Annotated in this window: 17 protein-coding genes and 1 pseudogene; 4 read left to right on the forward strand and 14 right to left on the reverse strand. The window is 72.8% G+C overall.

Annotation, left to right across the window (positions count from 1 at the left end; genetic code table 11):
- Positions 1–147: 147 nt before the first annotated feature.
- The 3 genes from LCH29_RS22595 to LCH29_RS22605 all read right to left on the reverse strand — a co-directional run bounded on the left by LCH29_RS22595 (position 148) and on the right by LCH29_RS22605 (position 4,969).
- The gene (locus LCH29_RS22595) at positions 148–3,852 is read right to left on the reverse strand and encodes an AAA family ATPase (protein ID WP_446463562.1); all 3,705 of its coding nucleotides are present in this window, start codon (positions 3,850–3,852) and stop codon (positions 148–150) included.
- A gap of 239 nt (positions 3,853–4,091) precedes the next feature.
- Entirely contained in the window at positions 4,092–4,298 is a 207-nt protein-coding gene (locus tag LCH29_RS22600) for a hypothetical protein (protein WP_055547295.1), read from the reverse strand.
- Positions 4,299–4,687: 389 nt separating this feature from the next.
- The gene (locus tag LCH29_RS22605) at positions 4,688–4,969 is read right to left on the reverse strand and encodes an acylphosphatase (protein ID WP_009714759.1); all 282 of its coding nucleotides are present in this window, start codon (positions 4,967–4,969) and stop codon (positions 4,688–4,690) included.
- A 273-nt stretch (positions 4,970–5,242) separates the two neighbouring features.
- Here LCH29_RS22605 and LCH29_RS22610 point away from each other — a divergent pair, with 273 nt between their 5' ends.
- The gene (locus tag LCH29_RS22610) at positions 5,243–6,028 is read left to right on the forward strand and encodes a CAP domain-containing protein (RefSeq protein ID WP_446463585.1); all 786 of its coding nucleotides are present in this window, start codon (positions 5,243–5,245) and stop codon (positions 6,026–6,028) included.
- An 87-nt stretch (positions 6,029–6,115) separates the two neighbouring features.
- Entirely contained in the window at positions 6,116–6,565 is a 450-nt protein-coding gene (locus LCH29_RS22615) for a winged helix-turn-helix transcriptional regulator (protein WP_446463563.1), read from the forward strand.
- On the opposite strand, the gene mutM is transcribed toward LCH29_RS22615, so the two are convergent.
- The 9 genes from mutM to LCH29_RS22660 all read right to left on the reverse strand — a co-directional run bounded on the left by mutM (position 6,508) and on the right by LCH29_RS22660 (position 15,974).
- Positions 6,508–7,407, reverse strand: a complete 900-nt coding sequence (gene mutM, locus LCH29_RS22620) for a bifunctional DNA-formamidopyrimidine glycosylase/DNA-(apurinic or apyrimidinic site) lyase (RefSeq protein WP_446463564.1) — start codon at positions 7,405–7,407, stop codon at positions 6,508–6,510. The genes LCH29_RS22615 and mutM overlap by 58 nt on opposite strands.
- A gap of 66 nt (positions 7,408–7,473) precedes the next feature.
- Positions 7,474–8,364, reverse strand: a complete 891-nt coding sequence (gene rnc, locus LCH29_RS22625; RefSeq protein ID WP_446463565.1) for a ribonuclease III — start codon at positions 8,362–8,364, stop codon at positions 7,474–7,476.
- Positions 8,365–8,383: 19 nt separating this feature from the next.
- A complete protein-coding gene (rpmF, locus tag LCH29_RS22630) occupies positions 8,384–8,557 on the reverse strand; it encodes a 50S ribosomal protein L32 (protein WP_009714764.1) in 174 nt (57 codons plus the stop codon).
- 2 nt (positions 8,558–8,559) lie between these two features.
- Positions 8,560–9,150 carry a YceD family protein gene (locus tag LCH29_RS22635; protein WP_184503218.1) on the reverse strand — a complete coding sequence of 197 codons (591 nt, stop codon included), beginning with the start codon at positions 9,148–9,150 and terminating at the stop codon, positions 8,560–8,562.
- Between the two features lie 170 nt (positions 9,151–9,320).
- Complete coding sequence (locus LCH29_RS22640; protein ID WP_446463566.1) at positions 9,321–10,490, reverse strand: cell division initiation protein; 1,170 nt, start codon at positions 10,488–10,490, stop codon at positions 9,321–9,323.
- Between the two features lie 107 nt (positions 10,491–10,597).
- Positions 10,598–11,107, reverse strand: coding sequence for a pantetheine-phosphate adenylyltransferase (gene coaD, locus LCH29_RS22645; RefSeq protein ID WP_446463567.1), 510 nt, complete (start codon positions 11,105–11,107; stop codon positions 10,598–10,600).
- On the reverse strand, positions 11,104–11,691 hold the full coding sequence (rsmD, locus tag LCH29_RS22650; protein ID WP_009714768.1) for a 16S rRNA (guanine(966)-N(2))-methyltransferase RsmD: 588 nt from the start codon (positions 11,689–11,691) through the stop codon (positions 11,104–11,106). Before rsmD ends, coaD begins: the two co-directional genes overlap by 4 nt.
- Before the next feature lie 137 nt (positions 11,692–11,828).
- The gene (gene recG / locus LCH29_RS22655) at positions 11,829–14,171 is read right to left on the reverse strand and encodes an ATP-dependent DNA helicase RecG (protein ID WP_446463568.1); all 2,343 of its coding nucleotides are present in this window, start codon (positions 14,169–14,171) and stop codon (positions 11,829–11,831) included.
- A 63-nt stretch (positions 14,172–14,234) separates the two neighbouring features.
- On the reverse strand, positions 14,235–15,974 hold the full coding sequence (locus tag LCH29_RS22660) for a DAK2 domain-containing protein (protein ID WP_446463586.1): 1,740 nt from the start codon (positions 15,972–15,974) through the stop codon (positions 14,235–14,237).
- Positions 15,975–16,187: 213 nt separating this feature from the next.
- On the opposite strand from LCH29_RS22660, the pseudogene rpmB reads away from it, so the two are divergent.
- Positions 16,188–16,298: pseudogene (gene rpmB / locus LCH29_RS22665) on the forward strand (50S ribosomal protein L28); the annotation flags it as partial.
- A 177-nt stretch (positions 16,299–16,475) separates the two neighbouring features.
- On the opposite strand, the gene thiD reads toward rpmB, so the two are convergent.
- Positions 16,476–17,306, reverse strand: coding sequence for a bifunctional hydroxymethylpyrimidine kinase/phosphomethylpyrimidine kinase (gene thiD / locus LCH29_RS22670; protein WP_446463587.1), 831 nt, complete (start codon positions 17,304–17,306; stop codon positions 16,476–16,478).
- Positions 17,307–17,322: 16 nt separating this feature from the next.
- Entirely contained in the window at positions 17,323–18,291 is a 969-nt protein-coding gene (locus LCH29_RS22675) for a thiamine-phosphate kinase (RefSeq protein WP_446463569.1), read from the reverse strand.
- 137 nt (positions 18,292–18,428) lie between these two features.
- Here LCH29_RS22675 and LCH29_RS22680 point away from each other — a divergent pair, with 137 nt between their 5' ends.
- Positions 18,429–18,662 carry an Lrp/AsnC family transcriptional regulator gene (locus LCH29_RS22680; protein ID WP_009714774.1) on the forward strand — a complete coding sequence of 78 codons (234 nt, stop codon included), beginning with the start codon at positions 18,429–18,431 and terminating at the stop codon, positions 18,660–18,662.
- Positions 18,663–18,841 lie beyond the last annotated feature (179 nt).

Genomic DNA, 18,841 nt, shown 5'->3' on the forward strand with positions numbered 1-18,841 from the left:
AGCCGTGTGAGGTCGGCCACCACTTAAAGGTAAAAGCGACGTTGCAGAGACTATTCCTTCAAGTTTCGAAGTCAATAGGTGGTGGCCAAGAAGTTACGCGCCACTACATCGCACGCTTTGCACCATTGACTTCAAGTATTGAAGCGGTCACCGCAGGCGTTGACTAATGACCTTCGACACCCCGTCACCCTGCATCGAGACGCCGTACAGCGCGTCCGCGACCTCCATCGTCCGCTTCTGGTGAGTGATCACGATCAGCTGGGACGACTCCTGGAGCTCCTCCATGATCCGGATCAGCCGCTGGAGGTTGGTGTCGTCGAGCGCTGCCTCGACCTCGTCCATCACATAGAACGGACTCGGCCGCGCCTTGAAGATCGACACCAGCAGCGCCACGGCCGTCAGCGAGCGCTCCCCGCCGGACAGCAGGGACAGCCGCTTGACCTTCTTGCCCGGCGGCCGCGCCTCCACGTCCACGCCCGTGGTCAGCATGTTGTCCGGGTCGGTGAGCACCAGCCGCCCCTCCCCGCCCGGGAAGAGCCGCGAGAAGACCCCCTCGAACTCGCGCGCGGTGTCCCGGTACGCCTCCGTGAACACCTGCTCGACCCGCTCGTCGACCTCCTTGACCACCTGGAGGAGGTCCGCGCGCGTCTTCTTCAGGTCCTCCAGCTGCTCGCTCAGGAACTGATGCCGCTCCTCCAGCGCCGCGAACTCCTCCAGCGCCAGCGGATTGACCTTGCCCAGCTGCTGGTACGCCCGCTCGGCGGCCTTCAGCCGCTTCTCCTGCTGCGCCCGGACGTAGGGCACCGGGCGGTTGCGCGGGTGTTCCGGATCCTCCGGAAGCTCCTCGCCCTCGGCGGGCGGCGACGGCGGTACGAGCTGGTCGGGGCCGTACTCGGCGATCAGCCCGGCCGGCTCCACGCCCAGCTCCTCCAGCGCCTTCGACTCCAGCTGCTCGATCCGCATCCGCTTCTCGGCACCCAGCACCTCGCCCCGGTGCACCGAATCGGTCAGCTTGTCCAGCTCGCCCTTGAGGTCACGGCCCCGGTTGCGCGCGGTCTCCAGCTCGGTTTCGCGCTCCGCCTTGGCGCGCTCGGCGGCGTCCCGCTCCTCGGCCGCCCGTACGAGCGACACCTCCACGTGCGCGAGCAGCTGCCGGGACCCGGCCGCCACCGCCGCCGCGACCTGCGCCTCGTGGCGCATCCGGGCGCGGCGCTGTTCGGCGCGCGCCCGCGCCTCGCGCTCGGCGCGCGCGCCCCGGTCGAGCGCATCGGCCCGCCCCGCGAGCCCCTTCACGCGCTCCTCGTGCGTACGGGCCTGGAGCCGCGCCTCCATCTCGGTCTGCCGCGCGTTGGCGCCGTCCGCGGCGAGCCGGTCCCGTACGGAGGTGTCCGGCTCCTCCTCGCCCGGCTGCTCCTCGGCCACCGCCAGCCGCTCGGCCAGCTCCTCGGCCTCTTCGGTCGCCTTCTCCAGCGCCTCCTCGGCCCGGGCGGCGGCCGCGGCCGACCGCTCCGCCTCCCCCGCCGCGCCCCGGGCCTGCCCGGACAGCCGCCCGAGAGACTGCGCGACCTGCGACTTCTCCCGGTCGGCCGCGCTGCGCCGGGCCGCCAGCTCGTCCACCAGCGCCGCGCACTCGGTACGCCGCTCCTTGGCCGCGCGCTGCGCCCCGGCCAGCTCCTCGCACCGTACGGCCAGCTCCTCCAGCTCCGCCGCCGCCTCGTCGACCGACGCCTGCACCTCCAGCAGGGTGGGCGCCCCGGCGGACCCGCCGTGCGCGAAGTGCGCCCCGAGCAGATCGCCGTCGGCGGTGACCGCGGTCAACTCGGGGTGATCCCGGACGAGTTCCTCGGCCTCCTCCAGCGTCCCGACCGCCACGATGCCGTCGAGCAGCCGCCGCACGGCCCCCACCAGCCCGGCGGGCCCGTCCACCAACTCCCCCACCCGCGGCGGCCCCTCGACGGCCCCGAACGCCCCCGGCACGTCGCCGGGCGTCCGCGTGCCCGGCACGGCGGCAGCGGCGGGGACCGCTCCCACGCCGCCGCCGGCCTCGGGCGCCGCCGCGTGGACCCGGTCGCCGCCGTCCGCCGGGGACGGGGTGCCGTCCGTGTCGGCGGGCGTCCTGGTGCCCGGGACCGCGGGGGCGCCCAGGAGCAGGGCGGCGCGGCCCGCGTCTTCGGTGCGGAGGTGGCGGATCGCCTCGGCGGCGGCCGTGGGGTCGGTGACGGCGATCGCGTCGGCGGCGGCACCCAGGGCCGCGGCGACCGGGACCTCGAAGCCGGGGCTGACGGTCAGCAGTTCGGCGGCCGGGCCGAGCAGGCCGGTGAGGCGGTCGGCCGCGGCCATCAGCGCGCCGGTGCCGTCCTTGCGGCGCAGGCCGAGCGCCAGGGCATCGTGCCGGGCGGCGGTCGCGGCGCGGTCCCGTTCGGCGGCGGTGGCGGCCTCGCGGGCCGCGCTCAGCGCCGTCTCCGCCTCGGACAGCTCCTGCTTGGCGGCCTCATGGCGCTCTGCCAGTTCCGCGTCGTCCGCGTCCAGTCCGTCGACCTCGGCCTTGAGCTGTTCGTACTCCTCCTGCGCGGCGGTGGCGCGGGCCTGGGCCTCGTCGCGGGCGGCGGCCAGGCGTTCGATCTCGGCGCGGGCCGAAGCGGCGCGGCCGCGGGCGGCGTTGACCTGGCCCTGGAGCCGGGCGAGCCCCTCGCGGCGGTCGGCGATGGCGCGGGCCACGTCCTTCAGCCGGCGCTCCTCCTGCGCGAGGCTCCGTTCGAGTTCCGCCCGGTGCGCGACGGTGTCGTCCAGGGCGCGGCTGGCCGCCTCCAGGGCGGCCTCCAGCTCGGCTTCCTGCTCCCGGATGCGGGCCGCCTCGCGTTCCATGTCCTCGGGGTCGCGGCCGCGCCGCTCCTCGGCGGGGGCGGTGGTCGCGCTCTTGACCCGGGCGTCGGCCAGGCTGACCGTGCCGCGCACCCGCTCGGCGAGCTGGGACAGCTCGTACCAGGTCTCCTGGGCGTCGCGCAGCCGCGGCGAGAGCTGCCGTACGTGTTCCTCGAGGGCGGCCTCGCGCCGCTGGGCGGTGCGCAGCTCGGCCTCGGTTTCCTCCTTGCGCTTCTTCAGCTCGGCCTCGTCGGCGACCTCGGCGCGCAGCGCCTCGCGCAGGGTGACCAGGTCGTCGGCGAGCAGCCGCAGCCGGGCGTCGCGCAGGTCGGCCTGGATGACGGCGGCCCGGCGGGCGACCGCGGCCTGTCGGCCGAGGGGTTTGAGCTGCCGCCGCAGCTCGTCGGTGAGGTCCTGGACCCTGGCGAGGTTGGCCTGCATCGCGTCCAGCTTCCGCAGCGCCTTCTCCTTGCGCCTGCGGTGCTTCAGGACGCCCGCGGCCTCCTCGATGAAGGCCCGGCGGCCGGTCGGGTCGGCGTGCAGGACGCCGTCGAGCTGGCCCTGGCCGACGATGACGTGCATCTCGCGGCCGATGCCGGAGTCGGACAGCAGTTCCTGGATGTCCAGCAGACGGCAGGTGTCGCCGTTGAGCTGGTACTCGCTGCCGCCGTTGCGGAACATGATCCGCGTGATGGTGACTTCGGCGTAGTCGATGGGCAGCGCACCATCGGCGTTGTCGATGGTGAGGGAGACCTCGGCGCGGCCGAGCGGGGGACGGCCGGTGGTCCCGGCGAAGATGACGTCCTCCATCTTGCCGCCGCGCAGCGACTTGGCGCCCTGCTCGCCCATGACCCAGGAGAGCGCGTCCACGACGTTGGACTTGCCCGACCCGTTGGGGCCGACGACGCAGGTGATACCCGGCTCGAAGCGGAGCGTCGTGGCGGAGGCGAAGGACTTGAAGCCTCGCAGGGTCAGGCTCTTCAGGTGCACGCCGTTGGACTCTACCTTCCGGGCCTCGTCCGGCAGCGTCCCGAACGCGTGGCGTCTCGGACCCGCCCCGGCTTTTTCCCGCTTTCCTCAAAGATCGGTTTCACCGGTGAGGGGGTGGGGCACATCAGTCGGTAAGAGAAAGCCAAAGGTACGCGGGGGGAACGACGAAGGGACGCCGAGGCGTCCCTTGAAGATTCTCAAGCGGCTGACGGTGCAGCCCGACCGGCCCGAGGGCTGGGTCAGGCGAGCGCAGGCTCCGCCTGGGATACGTCGATGCTTTCGAGCAGCGAGTCGCCGTGACGAGCGGCGGCGGACAGCGCGTCATTTTCGGCCTGGATCCGAACAAGCTCGGATTCAAGATCCTGAACGCGCTGCTGAAGCCGTCGCATCTCGGCGAGGACTCGGGGGTCGGAGCCGCCGACGTAACCGAGAAGCGCCTTTGCCATGATGGATGGTCCTCCACACTGAGTGACCGACCGAAGCGGTGTGGGTCGTGAGGGATGGATTCGCACCCGCGATGTCCGCCGATATTGCCGTGCTGAGGTGGCGGACAAGTTAAGGTGCGCGGGGACTTCCAGAGTCTCACCAATTGGTTTGAGGGTCAACACGATCACATGCCGCCGACACCGCGAGGGCCGAGAGCGCAAAGGGGCACGAGCTGCGCCGCCCGCTCTCCAGAGGACCCGTAGCGGTTGGGGATCTTCCTACGCTCCGCAGCCTTCCACGGAGCGGCTCCGTTCGCAACCATCAGCCGATTTCTGCTCACAGGGCGCACGGAAGGCGTGGTCAGAGGGGTGCCGGAACAGGGCCGAACGGAGGTCCCGCGAGGGCCGGCTCAGCGGATCTCGAAGCTGTCGTAGGCGCCCCGCGGTGTGTCCCAGATCTCGGTGACACCGTCGACCCGCCCGGGCGTGTCGCCCTCCCGCAACCAGTCGAGCAGCTGTTCGCACTCCGCGCGCGGGCCCTCCGCGACGACCTGTACGCGGCCGTCGGAGAGGTTCGAGGCGAACCCGGCGAGGCCGCCGATGCGCAGCGCGTTGGCCCGGGTGAACCAGCGGAAGCCGACGCCCTGGACACGGCCGCGGACCCACGCGGTGAGGCGCACGTTGTCGTTCATGTCTGCACGCTAACCGGCGAATTGGCGCCTCGGCACATCTACCTCCTGCCGCATGGCGTACAGTCCCGGCTCAACAAGACTCACTCACACGAGTGACACATGAGTTGCCCACACAAGCCACACATTTGACTCCCTCGTACACAAGGAAGGCAGGAGATGGGCCGCCATCGACGATCTGCCCCCGGATCCGCGACGCCGCCCGTGGTGGGCGCCGGCCGCCACCGGGGACCGCGCCGTAGCCCTCTCGCACCGGTGAGGACCGGGCTGTTGAGTGTGTCCGCCGCGGTCGCGGTGGGCGCTGTGGCCATGGCCTCCGGCTTAGTTCCGGGCCCCGCAGGCCTCGGCGGCAGCGAGCCCGCCGGGCAGCAGGTGCAGGCCGGCGGGTCGCCCGGCACCGGCCCGGACACCCAGGACCCGGAGACGGCCTTCCCCTCGGCCGGTGCCGGAACGTCGACGAGCCCCGGTGAGACCAGCCCGCAGGCCCCCTCCACGCCCCCCTCCACAACCCCCTCGAAGCCCGCCGGAACGCCGTCCACGACACCCTCGGACGAGCGCCCGAGCTCCCCGTCCGGCAGCAAGCCCGGCGGCTCCTCGGACGGCGGCGGCCCGGACTCGACCCCTCCGTCCCATACGCCCACGACCGACCCGGTGCCCAGCCTTCCGCCCGAGAAGCCCGACCGGGCGGCGGCGGCCGAGAAGGCGGTCATCGCCCTGGTGAACCAGGAGCGGGCCGAAGTCGGCTGCCAGCCGGTGACCGAGGACCCGAAACTCGCCCAGCTGGCGCAGGACTTCGCCGACGACATGGCGATACGCGACTTCTTCGACCACCTCGACCCGGACGGCCAGGACCCCTGGGAGCGCGCCAAGCTCGCGGGCATCCTGGACCTGGGCGGGGAGAACATCGGCCGCGGCCAGACCAGCGCGCAGGACGTGATGGACTCCTGGATGGACAGCCCCGACCACCGCGCGAACATCCTCAACTGCCAGTACAAGACACTCGGCGTCGGCGCGCACTTCGGCGACGACGGCCCCTGGTGGACCCAGGACTTCGGCTACTAGAACGCCCATCCGGTGAGCGCAGCCCGAACGAGCGCTCACCGGGTGACAGCGCAGTCCACAGGAGAGCGCTGCGCGTATGGTGTGTGCATGGAATGTGAACGCACCGCCGGGAGCCGTCCGGGAGGGGACGCCACCGGGGACGAGGCCTTCGACGTGTTCGCGCGCGCCTGCCCGTCCCGCGCCACGCTGGAGCACGTCACCGGCAAGTGGGGCAGCCTCACCCTGACCGCGCTCGCCGAGAGCGGCTGTCGCTTCAACGAGCTGCGGCGGCGGGTCGACGGGGTCAGCGAGAAGATGCTGTCCCAGACGCTGCACGCGCTGGAGCGGGACGGTCTGGTGCACCGCGAGGCCCAGCCGGTCAATCCACCGCGCGTGGACTACCGGCTCACCCCGCTGGGGCACGCGGTCGCCGAGCGGCTGCTGGCGCTGATCGGGCTGGTCGAGGAGCGGATGCCGGAGGTGCTGACGGCCCGGGAGGCCTACGACGGGCGGCGCGGCACCAGCGCCGAGGCCCCGGCCGGGCGCGGCGGGCGCTGACAGCGCGGGCAGAAGTAGCTGGAGCGGTTCATCCAGGGGCGGCGGCGCATGGCGGTGCCGCAGCGGCGGCACGGCTCGTCCTCCCGGCCGTACGCGTCGAGGGAGCGCTCGAAGTATCCCGACTCGCCGTTCACGTTGACGTAGAGGCTGTCGAAGCTGGTGCCGCCCACCGCCAGTGCCGCGTTCATGACATCCCGCACATGGCCGAGGAGTTCGGCGGAGCGCGGCCGGGTGAGGGTGGCGGTCGGCCGGTCGTAGTGCAGCCGGGCGCGCCACAGCGCCTCGTCGGCGTAGATGTTGCCGACGCCGCTGATCAGCGACTGGTCGAGCAGCGCGCGCTTGACGGTGGTACGGCGGCGGCGCAGCGCGAGGTGGAAGGCCCCCTCGTCGAAGGCGGGGTCCAGCGGGTCGCGGGCGATGTGCGCGATGGCGTCCGGGAGCCCCTCCAGGTCACCGGGGACGGAGCCGTGCAGCGAGAGCCCGCCGAAGGTGCGCTGGTCGACGAAGCGCAGCTCGGTGCCCACGTCGTCGGCGAAGCGGACCCGGATGCGCAGATGCTTCTCGTCCGGGGCGCCGCCGGGCTGGACGAGCAGCTGGCCGCTCATGCCGAGGTGGGCCAGCACCGCTTCGGCGGTGTCCTCGAACGGCAGCCACAGATACTTGCCGCGGCGGCGGACCGCCCCGGTGCGGCGGCCCTTCAGGCGGGCCGCGAAGTCCTCCGCGCCGCCCAGGTGGCGGCGTACGGCGCGGGGGTGCAGCACCTGGACCTCGTCGACCGTACGGCCGCTGATCCAGCGCTCCAGACCGCGCCGGACCACCTCGACCTCGGGCAGCTCGGGCAACGTGACTCCTGAAGGAGGGATCACCGGCACTCCGGCCCCGGTCGGTGACCGGGGCCGGGGCGGTGCCTAACGGGTGGTGGTGGCCGAGTCCGCGGCCGGGGCGCCGGCGGCGTCCGCATCCTCGGTGACGGCCTCCGCCTCGGCCTCGGCCTCGGCGGCGGCCTTGGCGTTCGTCTGGGCCTCGTCGGCTGCCGCGCGGATCGCGCGCCAGGCGGCCTCGGCCGCCTGCTGCTCGGCTTCCTTCTTGCTGCGGCCGGTGCCGGTGCCGTACGCGACACCACCGACGCGGGCGGCAGCCGTGAAGGTCTTCTCGTGGTCGGGCCCGGTCTCGGAGACCAGGTACTCCGGAACCCCAAGACCCTCGGTGGCGGTCAGCTCCTGGAGGCTGGTCTTCCAGTCCAGGCCGGCGCCGAGGTTCGAGGACTTCTCGATCAGCGGGTCGAAGAGCCGGTGCACCAGTTCGGCCGCGGCGTCGAGCCCCCGGTCGAGATAGACCGCGCCGATCACCGCTTCCAGGGTGTCGGCGAGAATGGATGCCTTGTCCCTGCCCCCGGTGCCCTCCTCGCCCCGGCCGAGCCGGATGAAGGCGCCGAGGTCCAGCCCCCGGCCCACCTCGGCGAGCGCGCGCGAGTTGACCACCGCGGCCCGCAGCTTGGCCAGCTGGCCCTCGGGCAGGTCCGGGTGGATGCGGTACAGCGTGTCGGTGACCACCAGGCCGAGCACGGAATCCCCGAGGAATTCCAGCCGCTCGTTGGTGGGCAGACCGCCGTTCTCGTACGCGAAGGAGCGATGGGTCAGCGCACGCACCAGAAGGGCGGACTCGAGCTGATACCCGAGCCGCCCTTCCAGGATCGTGTGGGACGAGGCCTTGTCCGCCTGGACCGTATCGCCGCCGCGCTGATGACCTCCGCGAGGTTCACCCGCGCGCTTGCGGGACGGCGTGCTGGCGTCCGACATAGAGCCTGTCACCCGCCGATCAGACCTCGAGGACCTGGCGGCGGTTGTAGGTGCCGCAGCTCGGGCACGCGATGTGCTGCTGCTTCGGCTCGTGGCAGCGCTCGCACGCCACCAGGGTGGGGACCGCAGCCTTCCACTGCGACCGGCGGTGGCGCGTGTTGCTGCGCGACATCTTCCGCTTCGGAACAGCCACGGCTACTTCTCCTGTGGGTCATCCCCGCGCTGGCGGGGGGCGTTGTCCTTCTCGCCGTCCTGAATGGACTCGGCGAGTCCCTGCAATGCCGCCCAACGGATGTCGACGGCTTCGTGGTGGTGGTCCGGGTCGTCCGCGAGCCGCGCACCACAATCGGCACACAGCCCGGGGCAGTCCTCCCGGCACACCGGCTGCAACGGCAGTGAGAGCACCACCGCGTCGCGCAGCACGGGCTCGAGGTCGAACAGGTCGGCCTCGAGGAAGAGCGTGTCCTCCTCCTCGGCGTCGTCGCCGGTGTCCGCGTCGCGGCTCCGGTCGTCGGCGTCGGGGTAGGAGTACATCTCCTGGAAGTCCGCTTCGAGCTCCCGCTCCAGCGGCTCCAGACACCTTACGCACTCCCCCGTGAGCGGTGCACGGGCGGTGCCTGTGACAAGCACCCCTTCCATGACCGACTCCAGGCGGAGTTCAAGCTCCACGGTCGCGCCTTCCCGCACCCCGATGACCTCGATGCCGAGGTCCTTGGGGGCCGCCACGGAGCGGGAGACCCGCTTGAGCGCACCAGGACGCCGCCCCAGCTCACGTGTGTCGAACACGAGCGGGGCACGGTGGTCGAGGCGGGCGTTCAGGGCTTCCTGCTTTCTACGCTGCGGCGGGCCACCCGACACGGACTTGAAGCGGGCAGCCGAGATCGCGGACGTACGCGCGACCGAAGAGCCAGGATACTGGACGGGCCGCCCCAGGCCCAATCGGGTCCAGGGTGCCTCTAGCGGCCCTGCTCGTACTGACGCAGTTGATCGAGGTCGATCATGCTCGTATCGAACAGGCTGGTCTCGTCGAGCGCCGCCCCCGGCTGCTGCGGGGGGTACGGGGGCTGCGGCGGGGGCTGCTGGGCGTAGCCGTTCGGGTCGTACCCCTGGGGCTGCTGCTGCCAGCCGCCGTATCCGTCCGCTTGCGGATAGCCCGCCTGCTGGGCGTACGGGTCCGGCTGCTGGACGTAACCCTGCTGCTGGTAGCCGTAAGCGTCCTGCTGCGGGTAGCCCGGCTGCTGGGCGTAGTACCCGGCGTCGGCCACCGCGGGGTCCATCGCGGCGGGGTTCATCCCTCCCGGGTCCATCGCTGCCGGGTTCATCGCCGCAGGGTCCATCGCGGCGGGCTGCACGGCGGTGGGCTGGACGACGGGCGGCTGCACGGGCACGGCCTCGGGCTGCGCGGCGGCGCCCTGGGACTGGGCCAGCTCCGCGTAGTAGTCGTCGTCGCTGGTCCGCAGGGCCTGGGCGGTCGCGTCCTGAGCAGCCATGTGGGCGCCCAGCTCGTCGGCCGGGCGGGAGCCGAGCAGCTTCTGCCGGCCCCGGCCGACCGCCTCCAGGGTCTTGGAGAGGACCGCGGAGACGGCCCCCAGCTTGGTGTCCACGTACTCGTCGGCGCGCTGCCGCAGGGTGTGCGGATCGGCGCTGCGCTCCGGCTCGTCGTCCATGCCGTCGCCGCCGGGCGCACGGCCGAGCAGCTTGTCGCGGCCGCGGTCCACCGAACCGATGGTCTTGGTGAGCACGACCTCGAAGTTGGCGAGCTTGCTGTCGACGTAATCGTCGGCCTCGGCGCGGATCTCCTCGGCCTCCCGGCGGGCCTCCGCGAGGATCCGGTCGGCCTCCTCCTGGGACGCCCGGGCCACCTCGGTCTCCGAGATCAGCCCGGCGCGCTCGGCGTGCGCGGACTCGATGATCCGCGTGGCCTCCTGACGGGCGTCGTCCACCATCCGGTCCCGCCCGCCGATCAGCTCCTCGGCGTGGGCGAGGGAGTCGGGGAGGGCGGAGCGCACCTCTTCGAGCATGGCGAGCAGCTCGGCGCGGTTGACCACGCACGAGGCCGACATGGGCATGGCCCGGGCGCTGCCGACGGCGCTCACGATCTCGTCGAGCTTCTTCTGCACGTCCACCTTGGGTGCTCGCAGTCTGAGTCGGAGGGGATGAGACGGGACCGACTGTACGGCCAGCGGGCGCGTGCCCGACACCCGCTGACGCGCCGTCAGCCCTCAGCCCGCGGTCACGTCCGCCGGAGCCGTTCGTCCAGCGCCTCCAGGACCAGCGGCGGCACCAGGTGGGAGATGTCGCCGCCCCAGGCCGCGACCTCCTTGACCAGGCTGGAGGAGAGGAAGCTGTAGGTGGGGTTGGTGGGCACGAAGAGGGTTTCCACCCCCGACAGCCCGTTGTTCATCTGGGCCATCTGGAGCTCGTAGTCGAAGTCGCTGACGGCCCGCAGCCCCTTGACGATGGCGGGGATGTCGCGCTGCTTGCAGAAGTCCACGAGCAGCCCGTGGAAGCACTCGACCTCCACGTTTCCGTACTCGGCGGTCGTCTGGCGGAGCAGATCCATCCGCTCCTCCACCGTGAACAGCCCCTGCTTGGACTTGTTGATCATCACGGCGACGTGGACGACGTCATATAGCTTGGACGCTCGGGCGATGATGTCCAGGTGCCCATTGGTGACGGGGTCGAAGGACCCCGGACAGACTGCGCGGCGCAACGGAAGTTCCTCGCTCTCGGGTCCGGTCATGACGCGTTGTCGCACGTCGAGGCGGCGCGACCGTACCAAAGCGTGCCCTCGCCGTAGCGACGGGACCGCAGTCCCTCGAAACCGGCCGGCCACCCGAACTCCCCGCCTCTGGTGCTGCGCTCCACGGTGGCCAGCGCATCGGGCGCGAGCCAGCCTTTGCCACGGAGTGTGAGCAGGATCTCGCGGAGATCGTCGTCGCTGACCACATAGGGCGGATCCAGGAAAACGACGTCGTACGGGCCGGTGGCCGGAGGCTGTCCGCCGATGGTCGCCTCGGCCTTGCCGGTGCGCAGCTCGGCGCCGGGCAGCCCCAGCGCCCGTACGTTCTCCCGGATGGTGCGGGCGGCGCGCGGGTCCGACTCGACCAGCAGCACATGAGCCGCGCCCCGGGACAGCGCCTCCAGGCCGACCGCGCCCGAGCCGCCGTACAGATCGAGGACCCGGGCCCCGCTCAGCGAGCCGAGCAGCGACTCCCAGGTGGAGAACAGGCCCTCGCGCGCCCGGTCCGAGGTGGGTCGGGTGCCGTTTCCCGGCGGCACGGCCAGGCGGCGTCCGCCGGCCGCTCCGGCGATCACGCGGGTCATGGGTGTGGCAGTCCTTCGCGGTGGTCGACGCGGTGCTCGGGGCAGCGGCGGGCGGTACGCCGGGCCGCTGCCCTCCACGATATGGCGTCCGGCGCCGCTCGGGAGCCCCGCGGGGCGGTTAGAGGGTGTCTTGCCGGTCATGCCGGGCTCCCGACGCCTGGCACGGCATCTCGCGGCCCCGCGCTCGTCGCTCCCCCAGCTACCGCTGGGAGGTGCCCCCTCGCGCCTCCCCCAGCTACCGCTGGGAGGTGCCCCCTGACGCCGCTCGCTGATCGCTCCTTGTCCAGCAGGGCGTCCAGCGCGGTGCGCAGCTCCGGGTAGCCGGTCAGCTCGGGGTCGGCCGTGACGATCGCGGTGGCCTCCTCCCGGGCGGCGGCGATGACCTCCTCGTCGTCGATGACGGCGAGCACCCGCAGCGAGGAGCGGACGCCGGACTGGGCCTGGCCGAGGACGTCGCCCTCGCGGCGCTGCTCCAGGTCGATCCGGGACAGCTCGAAGCCGTCGAGGGTGGCCGCGACCGCGCCGAGCCGCCCCCGGGCGGGGCTCGCCTCGGGCATCTCGGTCACCAGCAGGCACAGCCCCGGGGCCGAGCCCCGGCCGACCCGGCCGCGCAGCTGGTGCAGCTGTGAGACGCCGAACCGGTCGGCGTCCATGATCACCATGGCGGTGGCGTTGGGGACGTTGACGCCCACCTCGATGACGGTCGTGGCGACCAGCACGTCCACCCCGCCCGCGGCGAAGCGGCGCATCACCTCGTCCTTGGCCTCCGGCGCCATCCGGCCGTGGAGCACCTCCACCCGCAGGTCGCGCAGCGGGCCCGCGGCCAGCTTCTCGGCGACGTCGAGGACCGCGAGCGGCGGGCGCTTCTCCGCCTCGTCCTCGGCGCTCGTCCCCTTCCCCGCCTTGGCCGCCTTCGCAGCCTGCTCCTCGTCCTCCTCGTCCCCGATGCGCGGGCACACCACATACGCCTGGTGCCCGCCCGCCACCTCCTCCCGCACCCGCTCCCAGGTGCGGGCCAGGAAGTGCGGCTTGTCCTTGGCGGGCACCACATGGGAGGCGATCGGGGAACGGCCGGACGGCAGCTGGTCCAGGACGGAGGTCTCCAGGTCGCCGAAGACGGTCATCGCGACGGTCCGCGGGATCGGGGTGGCCGTCATCACCAGCAGATGCGGCGGCTGCTTGCCCTTGGAGCGCAGGGCGTCGCGCTGCTCGACACCGAAGCGGTGCTGCTCGTCGACCACCACCAGGCCCAGATCGTGGAACTGGACCTTGTCCTCGATCAGGGCATGGGTGCCGATCACGATCCCGGCCTCGCCGGTGACCAGGTCCAGCAGCGCCTGACGGCGGGCCGCGGCCCCCATGGACCCGGTGAGCAGCACGACCTTGGTCCCCTGCTCCGCGCCGCCGAGCATCCCTCCCTCGGCCAGCTCGCCCATCATCTCGGTGATCGAACGATGGTGCTGCTGGGCGAGCACCTCGGTCGGCGCGAGCATCGCCGCCTGTCCCCCGGCATCCACGACGCCGAGCATCGCGCGCAGCGCGACCATCGTCTTGCCCGAACCCACCTCGCCCTGGAGCAGCCGGTGCATGGGGTGGTCGGTGGCCAGGTCGGCGAAGATCTCGGCGCTGACCCGCTTCTGGCCGTCGGTGAGGGTGAACGGCAGCCGGGCGTCGAAGGCTTCCAGCAGGCCGCCGTCCACCGGCCTGCGGGGCGCGGCGGGCGCCGCCGCGTCGGCCTGGCGGCGGCGGGCCAGGGCGACCTGGAGGACGAACGCCTCGTCCCACTTGAGCCGGTCGCGCGCGGCGGCGATGTCGGCCTTGGTGCGCGGGCGGTGGATGCGGCGCAGCGCCCCGGGCAGCGTGGCCAGCCCGCGGCCCTCCCGGAGGGACTCGGGCAGCGGGTCGATCAGCCCGGCCAGCACGGTGTCCTCCTGGCCCGCCGGGCCCAGGACGGTGTCGATGGCCTGCTGGATCTGCCAGGACTCCATCTGCTTGCAGGCCGGGTACAGCGGCAGCAGCTGGTTGGCGAACGCCTCCACGGCGTCCGAGCCGCTGTCCGCGCGCAGCAGCTTGAACTCGGGGTGCGCCAGCTGCCGCTTGTGGTTGAAGACCGAGACCTTCCCGGCGAACATGGCGCGGGTGCCGGGGAGCAGCTCCCCGCGCGGCTTGTGCACGCCCTTGCCGAAGAAGACGAGCTGGAGGCGGCCGCTGCCGTCGGTGATGGTGACCTCCAGCCGCTGGCCGCGGCCGCTGTTGAACTTGTGCACCCGGGCGTCCGCGACCTGCGCGACGACGGTCACATGCTCGTCCAGGGGCAGATCGGCCAGCCGCGTCAGCTCGCCGCGCTCCGCATACCGCCGCGGGTAGTGATGCAGCAGGTCGCCGACCGTGTGCAGGCCGAGGTGCTCGGCCATCACCTTCGCGGTGTTGCCGCCGAGGACTTTCTTCAGGGGTTCATCCAGCACGGGCACGCAGTCCATTGCACACCACGCCACCGACAAGCGGGGCCATTCACCGGGTCATGCCCGGGTGAATGGCCGGCCTCATTCGACGCCTATGATCAGCGGCGCGGAGGGCTGGCCGCCCCGGTAGACGATCGTGTCGACGGCGAAGTGGCCCTCCCGTACGTGGCGCTCCAGCCGCTCGGCGATCGTGTCGGGGAGGTCCGCGCCGAGCACCAGCGTGACCATCTCCCCGCCCGCGGCCAGCATCCGGTCCAGGACCGTCTCGGCGGTCGGGGCCAGCTCGGTGCCGATCACCGCCACGTCGCCGTCGATCAGGCCCAGGACGTCCCCGGCCTGGCAGACCCCGGCCATGGTCCAGGACCGGTGCTCGGCGACGGCCAGTTCGGCGCAGCGGGTGGCGCCCGCGGCGGAAGTCATCGCGACGACGTCCTCGTCGAAGCCGCGGGCGGGCTCGTGCACGGCGAGCGCGGCGATGCCCTGGACCGGGGAGCGGGTGGGGATGACGGCGACCCGTACGCCCTCGGCGCGGGCCTGCGCGGCGGCGGCCGCGGCCGGGTGGCGCAGCTCGGCGTCATTGGGCAGCAGCACCACCTCGCGGGCGTGGACCCGCCGGATCGCCTCGGCCAGCTCGCTGCCGCCGGGCGGCTTCCCGGGGTCGGTGGCGACCACGGTGGCGCCGGCCTCGGCGCACAGCGCGGCGAGGCCGTCGCCGGGGACGACGGCGACCACGGCGCGGGTCGCGCGCTCGCCGGACGGGCCCTCCGGCCGCCGCTCGGGGCGGCCCGGCTCCGGGGCGGCGGGCCCGCGCTCGGCGGGGGCACCGAAGTGGGTGATGCGGATGCGGTACGGGCGTCCGGCCTGGATGCCCGCCTCCACGGCGGCGCCCGCGTCGTCCACGTGGACGTGGACGTTCCACAGTCCGTCGCCGCCGACGATCACGAGCGAGTCGCCGAGCGCGTCCAGCCGCTCGCGCAAGGCCGCGACGGCGCCGTCGTCGGCCTCCAGGAGGTAGATCACCTCGAACGCGGGCCCGTCGGCGGAACAGTCCACCGGCCCGGCCCCGGTCTCCGCCGTGAGGGGGGACGCCGAGGCGGGGGCCGGGATGGCGGGGGCGGCGGGGGGTGTCGCCGGGGCTTCGCCGGACAGGGCCTCGGCGAGCCCGCCCAACACCGTGACCAGGCCGTAGCCGCCCGCGTCGACGACGCCCGCGCGGGCCAGGACGTCGAGCTGCCCGGGGGTCGCCTGGAGCGCTGCGCGCGCCCCTTCGTACGCCGCACGCGCCACCGTGCCGACGTCCCCGGTGGCCCGCTCCGCGCCCTCGGCCGCGGCCACGGCCACCGTCAGCACGGTCCCCTCGACGGGATGCGCGACGGCGAGGTACGCCAGGTCCACGGCGCGCCGCAGGGCCCGCCGCAGCCCGTCCGCCTCGTCCCCGCTCCCGGTGCCGCCGGCGTTTTCGGCCAGGACGTCGGCCATGCCGCGCAGCAGCTGGGCCAGGATGGTGCCGGAGTTGCCGCGCGCGCCGATCAGCGCGCCGTGGGCCATGGCGCGCACCACGTCGGCGAGGCTGGGGCGGGCGGCGCCCGGCGAGGAGGGGTGGCCGTCGAAGGCGGCGTCGACGGCCTGGGCCGCGGACTCGACGGTCAGATACAGATTGGTGCCGGTGTCACCGTCCGCGACCGGATAGACATTGATCGCGTCGATGTCCTCGCGGGCCCGGCCCAGCGCGTCCAGTGCGAGCCCGCACCAGATCCGTACCGCATCGGCGTCGAGCGTGTGCGGCACGTACGTTCTCCTCGGGGTCGGGCCTCGCGTCATCGCAGGCTGGTCGCCGCCCTCCGCGGGGGCTGGGGCAGCCATGATAGTTTCGTTGTACGGGAGTGGCCGTTGTATGCTGCTCCGGTTGCCCGATGAGAGTCGGGCTATTCCCCCTGGCGCCGCCGGTCTTCCACGATCCTGGCTACGCCGGGGTTCCCGTTAAGTTTCTGTCTCCTCGCGGGAAGCGAGGCTGACCCGTCTTTGGAGTAACCCGTGGCTGCCAACTGCGACGTCTGCGGCAAGGGGCCGGGCTTCGGCAACAACATCTCGCACTCGCACCGCCGCACCCGCCGTCGTTGGAACCCCAACATCCAGACGGTGCGCGCTGTGGTCGGTCGGACCCCGAAGCGGCTCAACGTCTGCACCTCGTGCATCAAGGCCGGCAAGGTCTCGCGCTAGGCGCACGCCTTACCCCCGCGCGAGCGGGATTCCGGTTGCCGAGGCCGGTCCACACATGACAGTGGACCGGCCTTTACGCATGCCCTGAAGTACTCAAAGTACTCAGGCGAGGCCCCAGCCGTGGTCGACCGGGCCGATGCCCTCGCCCAGGGGGAAGCCCGCGGCGATCGCGCCCGTGACGTACGCCTTCGCCGCCCCGACGGCCTCCGGGACCGTCATCCCGCCCGCGAGGTACGTGGCGATCGCCGAGGCGAGGGTGCAGCCGGTGCCGTGGGTGTGGCGGTTGTCGTAACGGGGCGCCCGCAGCCAGTGCTCCTCGGTGCCGTCGGTGAGCAGGTCCACCGCGTCGCCCCGCAGATGACCGCCCTTGATCAGCGCCCAGCGCGGGCCGAAGTCCAGCACCGCGCGCGCCGCCCGCCGCAGATCGCCCTCCGAAACGGCCCGGACGCCGGTCAGCTGGGCGACCTCGTCCAGGTTGGGGGTGGCGACGGTGGCGGTGGGCAGCAGCTTGGTGCGGACCGCGTCCAGCGCCTCGGCGGCCAGCAGCGGATCGCCGTGCTTGGAGACCCCGACCGGGTCGACGACCACCGGGGCGGGCAGCCCCGCGAGCAGCCCGGCGACGGTCTCGACCAGCTCGGGGGTGGCGAGCATGCCCGTCTTGACCGCCTGGACGCCGATGTCGTCCACCACGCTGCGGAACTGGGCGCGGACCGCCTCCGCGGGAAGCTCCCAGGCGCCCTGGACGCCCTGGGAGTTCTGCGCCGTCACCGCGGTGAGCACGCTCATCCCGTGCGCGCCCAGGGCCAGCATCGTCTTCAGGTCGGCCTGGATGCCCGCACCGCCGCCGGAGTCCGATCCGGCGACGGTGAGGACGCGGACGGGCGCCCGGCGGTCGCGGGGGACACGGGGAACGCGGGGAGCATCGCTGGACATGGCCATACGGCCGAATCTACTCGGCGCCCTGGTCATCCCCGAAATGGTCCCAGCCCGCGTGCACCCAGGGCGCCCCGTCGACCGTCACCTGGGGCAGTGCCGACGGGTTGAGCACCTCCCCGATGACCTTCCAGCGGGCGGGCAGCTTCACGTCGGAGGGGAAGGTGGCCACGATGGCATGGTCCTCGCCCCCGCTGAGCACCCACTGGATCGGGTCGACGCCCACCGCCTGCCCGATGTCCGACATCTGCGTGGGGATGTCGATGTCCCCCGAGCGCAGATCGATACGGACCTGGCTGGCGTCGGCGATGTGCCCGAGGTCGGCCACCAGACCGTCGCTGACGTCGGTCATCGCGGTCGCGCCGAGTCCGGCGGCGGCCGGTCCCGCGTGGTACGGCGGCTCCGGGCGGCGGTGTGCCTCGACGAAGGCGCGCGGCGAACGGAATCCGCGCGAGAGCACCGCGTGTCCGGCGGCCGACCAGCCCAGCCAGCCGGTGACGGCGACAACGTCGCCCGGCCGGGCACCGGATCGGGTGACCGGCTCGTGGTTGCGCAGGTCGCCCAGGGCGGTGATGGCGAGGGTGATGGCGTCGCCGCGCACCACGTCGCCGCCGACCACCGCGGCGCCCGCCACCTGGCATTCGTCCCGGATGCCGTCCATCATCTCGGTCGGCCACGTCACCGGCAGATCCGCGGGCACCACCAGGCCCAGCAGCAGCGCGGTCGGCACCGCGCCCATGGCCGCGATGTCCGCGAGGTTCTGCGCGGCGGCCTTGCGGCCGACGTCATAGGCGGTGGACCAGTCCCGGCGGAAGTGCCTGCCCTCCAGCAGGACGTCCGTACTGGCCACCACCCTGCGGTCCGGTGCGGCCACGACCGCAGCGTCGTCCCCGGGCCCCAGCCTCACCGCCGAGGTGGTGGTGAGCCGGGAGGTGAGCTCCCTGATGAGCCCGAACTCCCCCAACTCGCCCACGGTGCCCTTCATCGCATTGCCCCTTCGTGCTCGTGGCCCTGTGCCCACCGCGCCGCGCACGCCGCGCGGGTCTCCCCGCGCCGTGTGGCGACGCGGTACCGTGGCGTCCCTTCTCCCCACATGATCCTCGTAGCCGCCCTGGAGGTTCCGTGGTACAGGCGTACATCCTGATCCAGACCGAGGTCGGTAAGGCGTCGACCGTCGCCGACGTCATCGCCAAGCTCCCGGGGGTGATACAGGCCGAGGACGTCACGGGTCCGTACGACGTGATCGTGCGCGCCCAGGCCGAGACGGTCGACGAACTCGGTCGCATGGTGGTCGCGAAAGTCCAGCAAGTGGAAGGGATCACGCGCACGCTCACCTGCCCGGTGGTCCATATCTAGATCCCGCTCCCCCGTAAGCTCGGCCGGTGAGTTCCGCACACCGTACTGTCACCCGCCGCGGCGAGCGGCTGCGCCGACGTTTGCGACGCCACCGGCGCGTCCGTCGGTTCCCACTCCCCCGGCGCAGGCTGCCGCGCCTGCGCCGGGTGTTGCACGGGGACCTGCCGAGCACCGTGGAC

This window comes from Streptomyces sp. BRA346, from assembly GCF_052851135.1.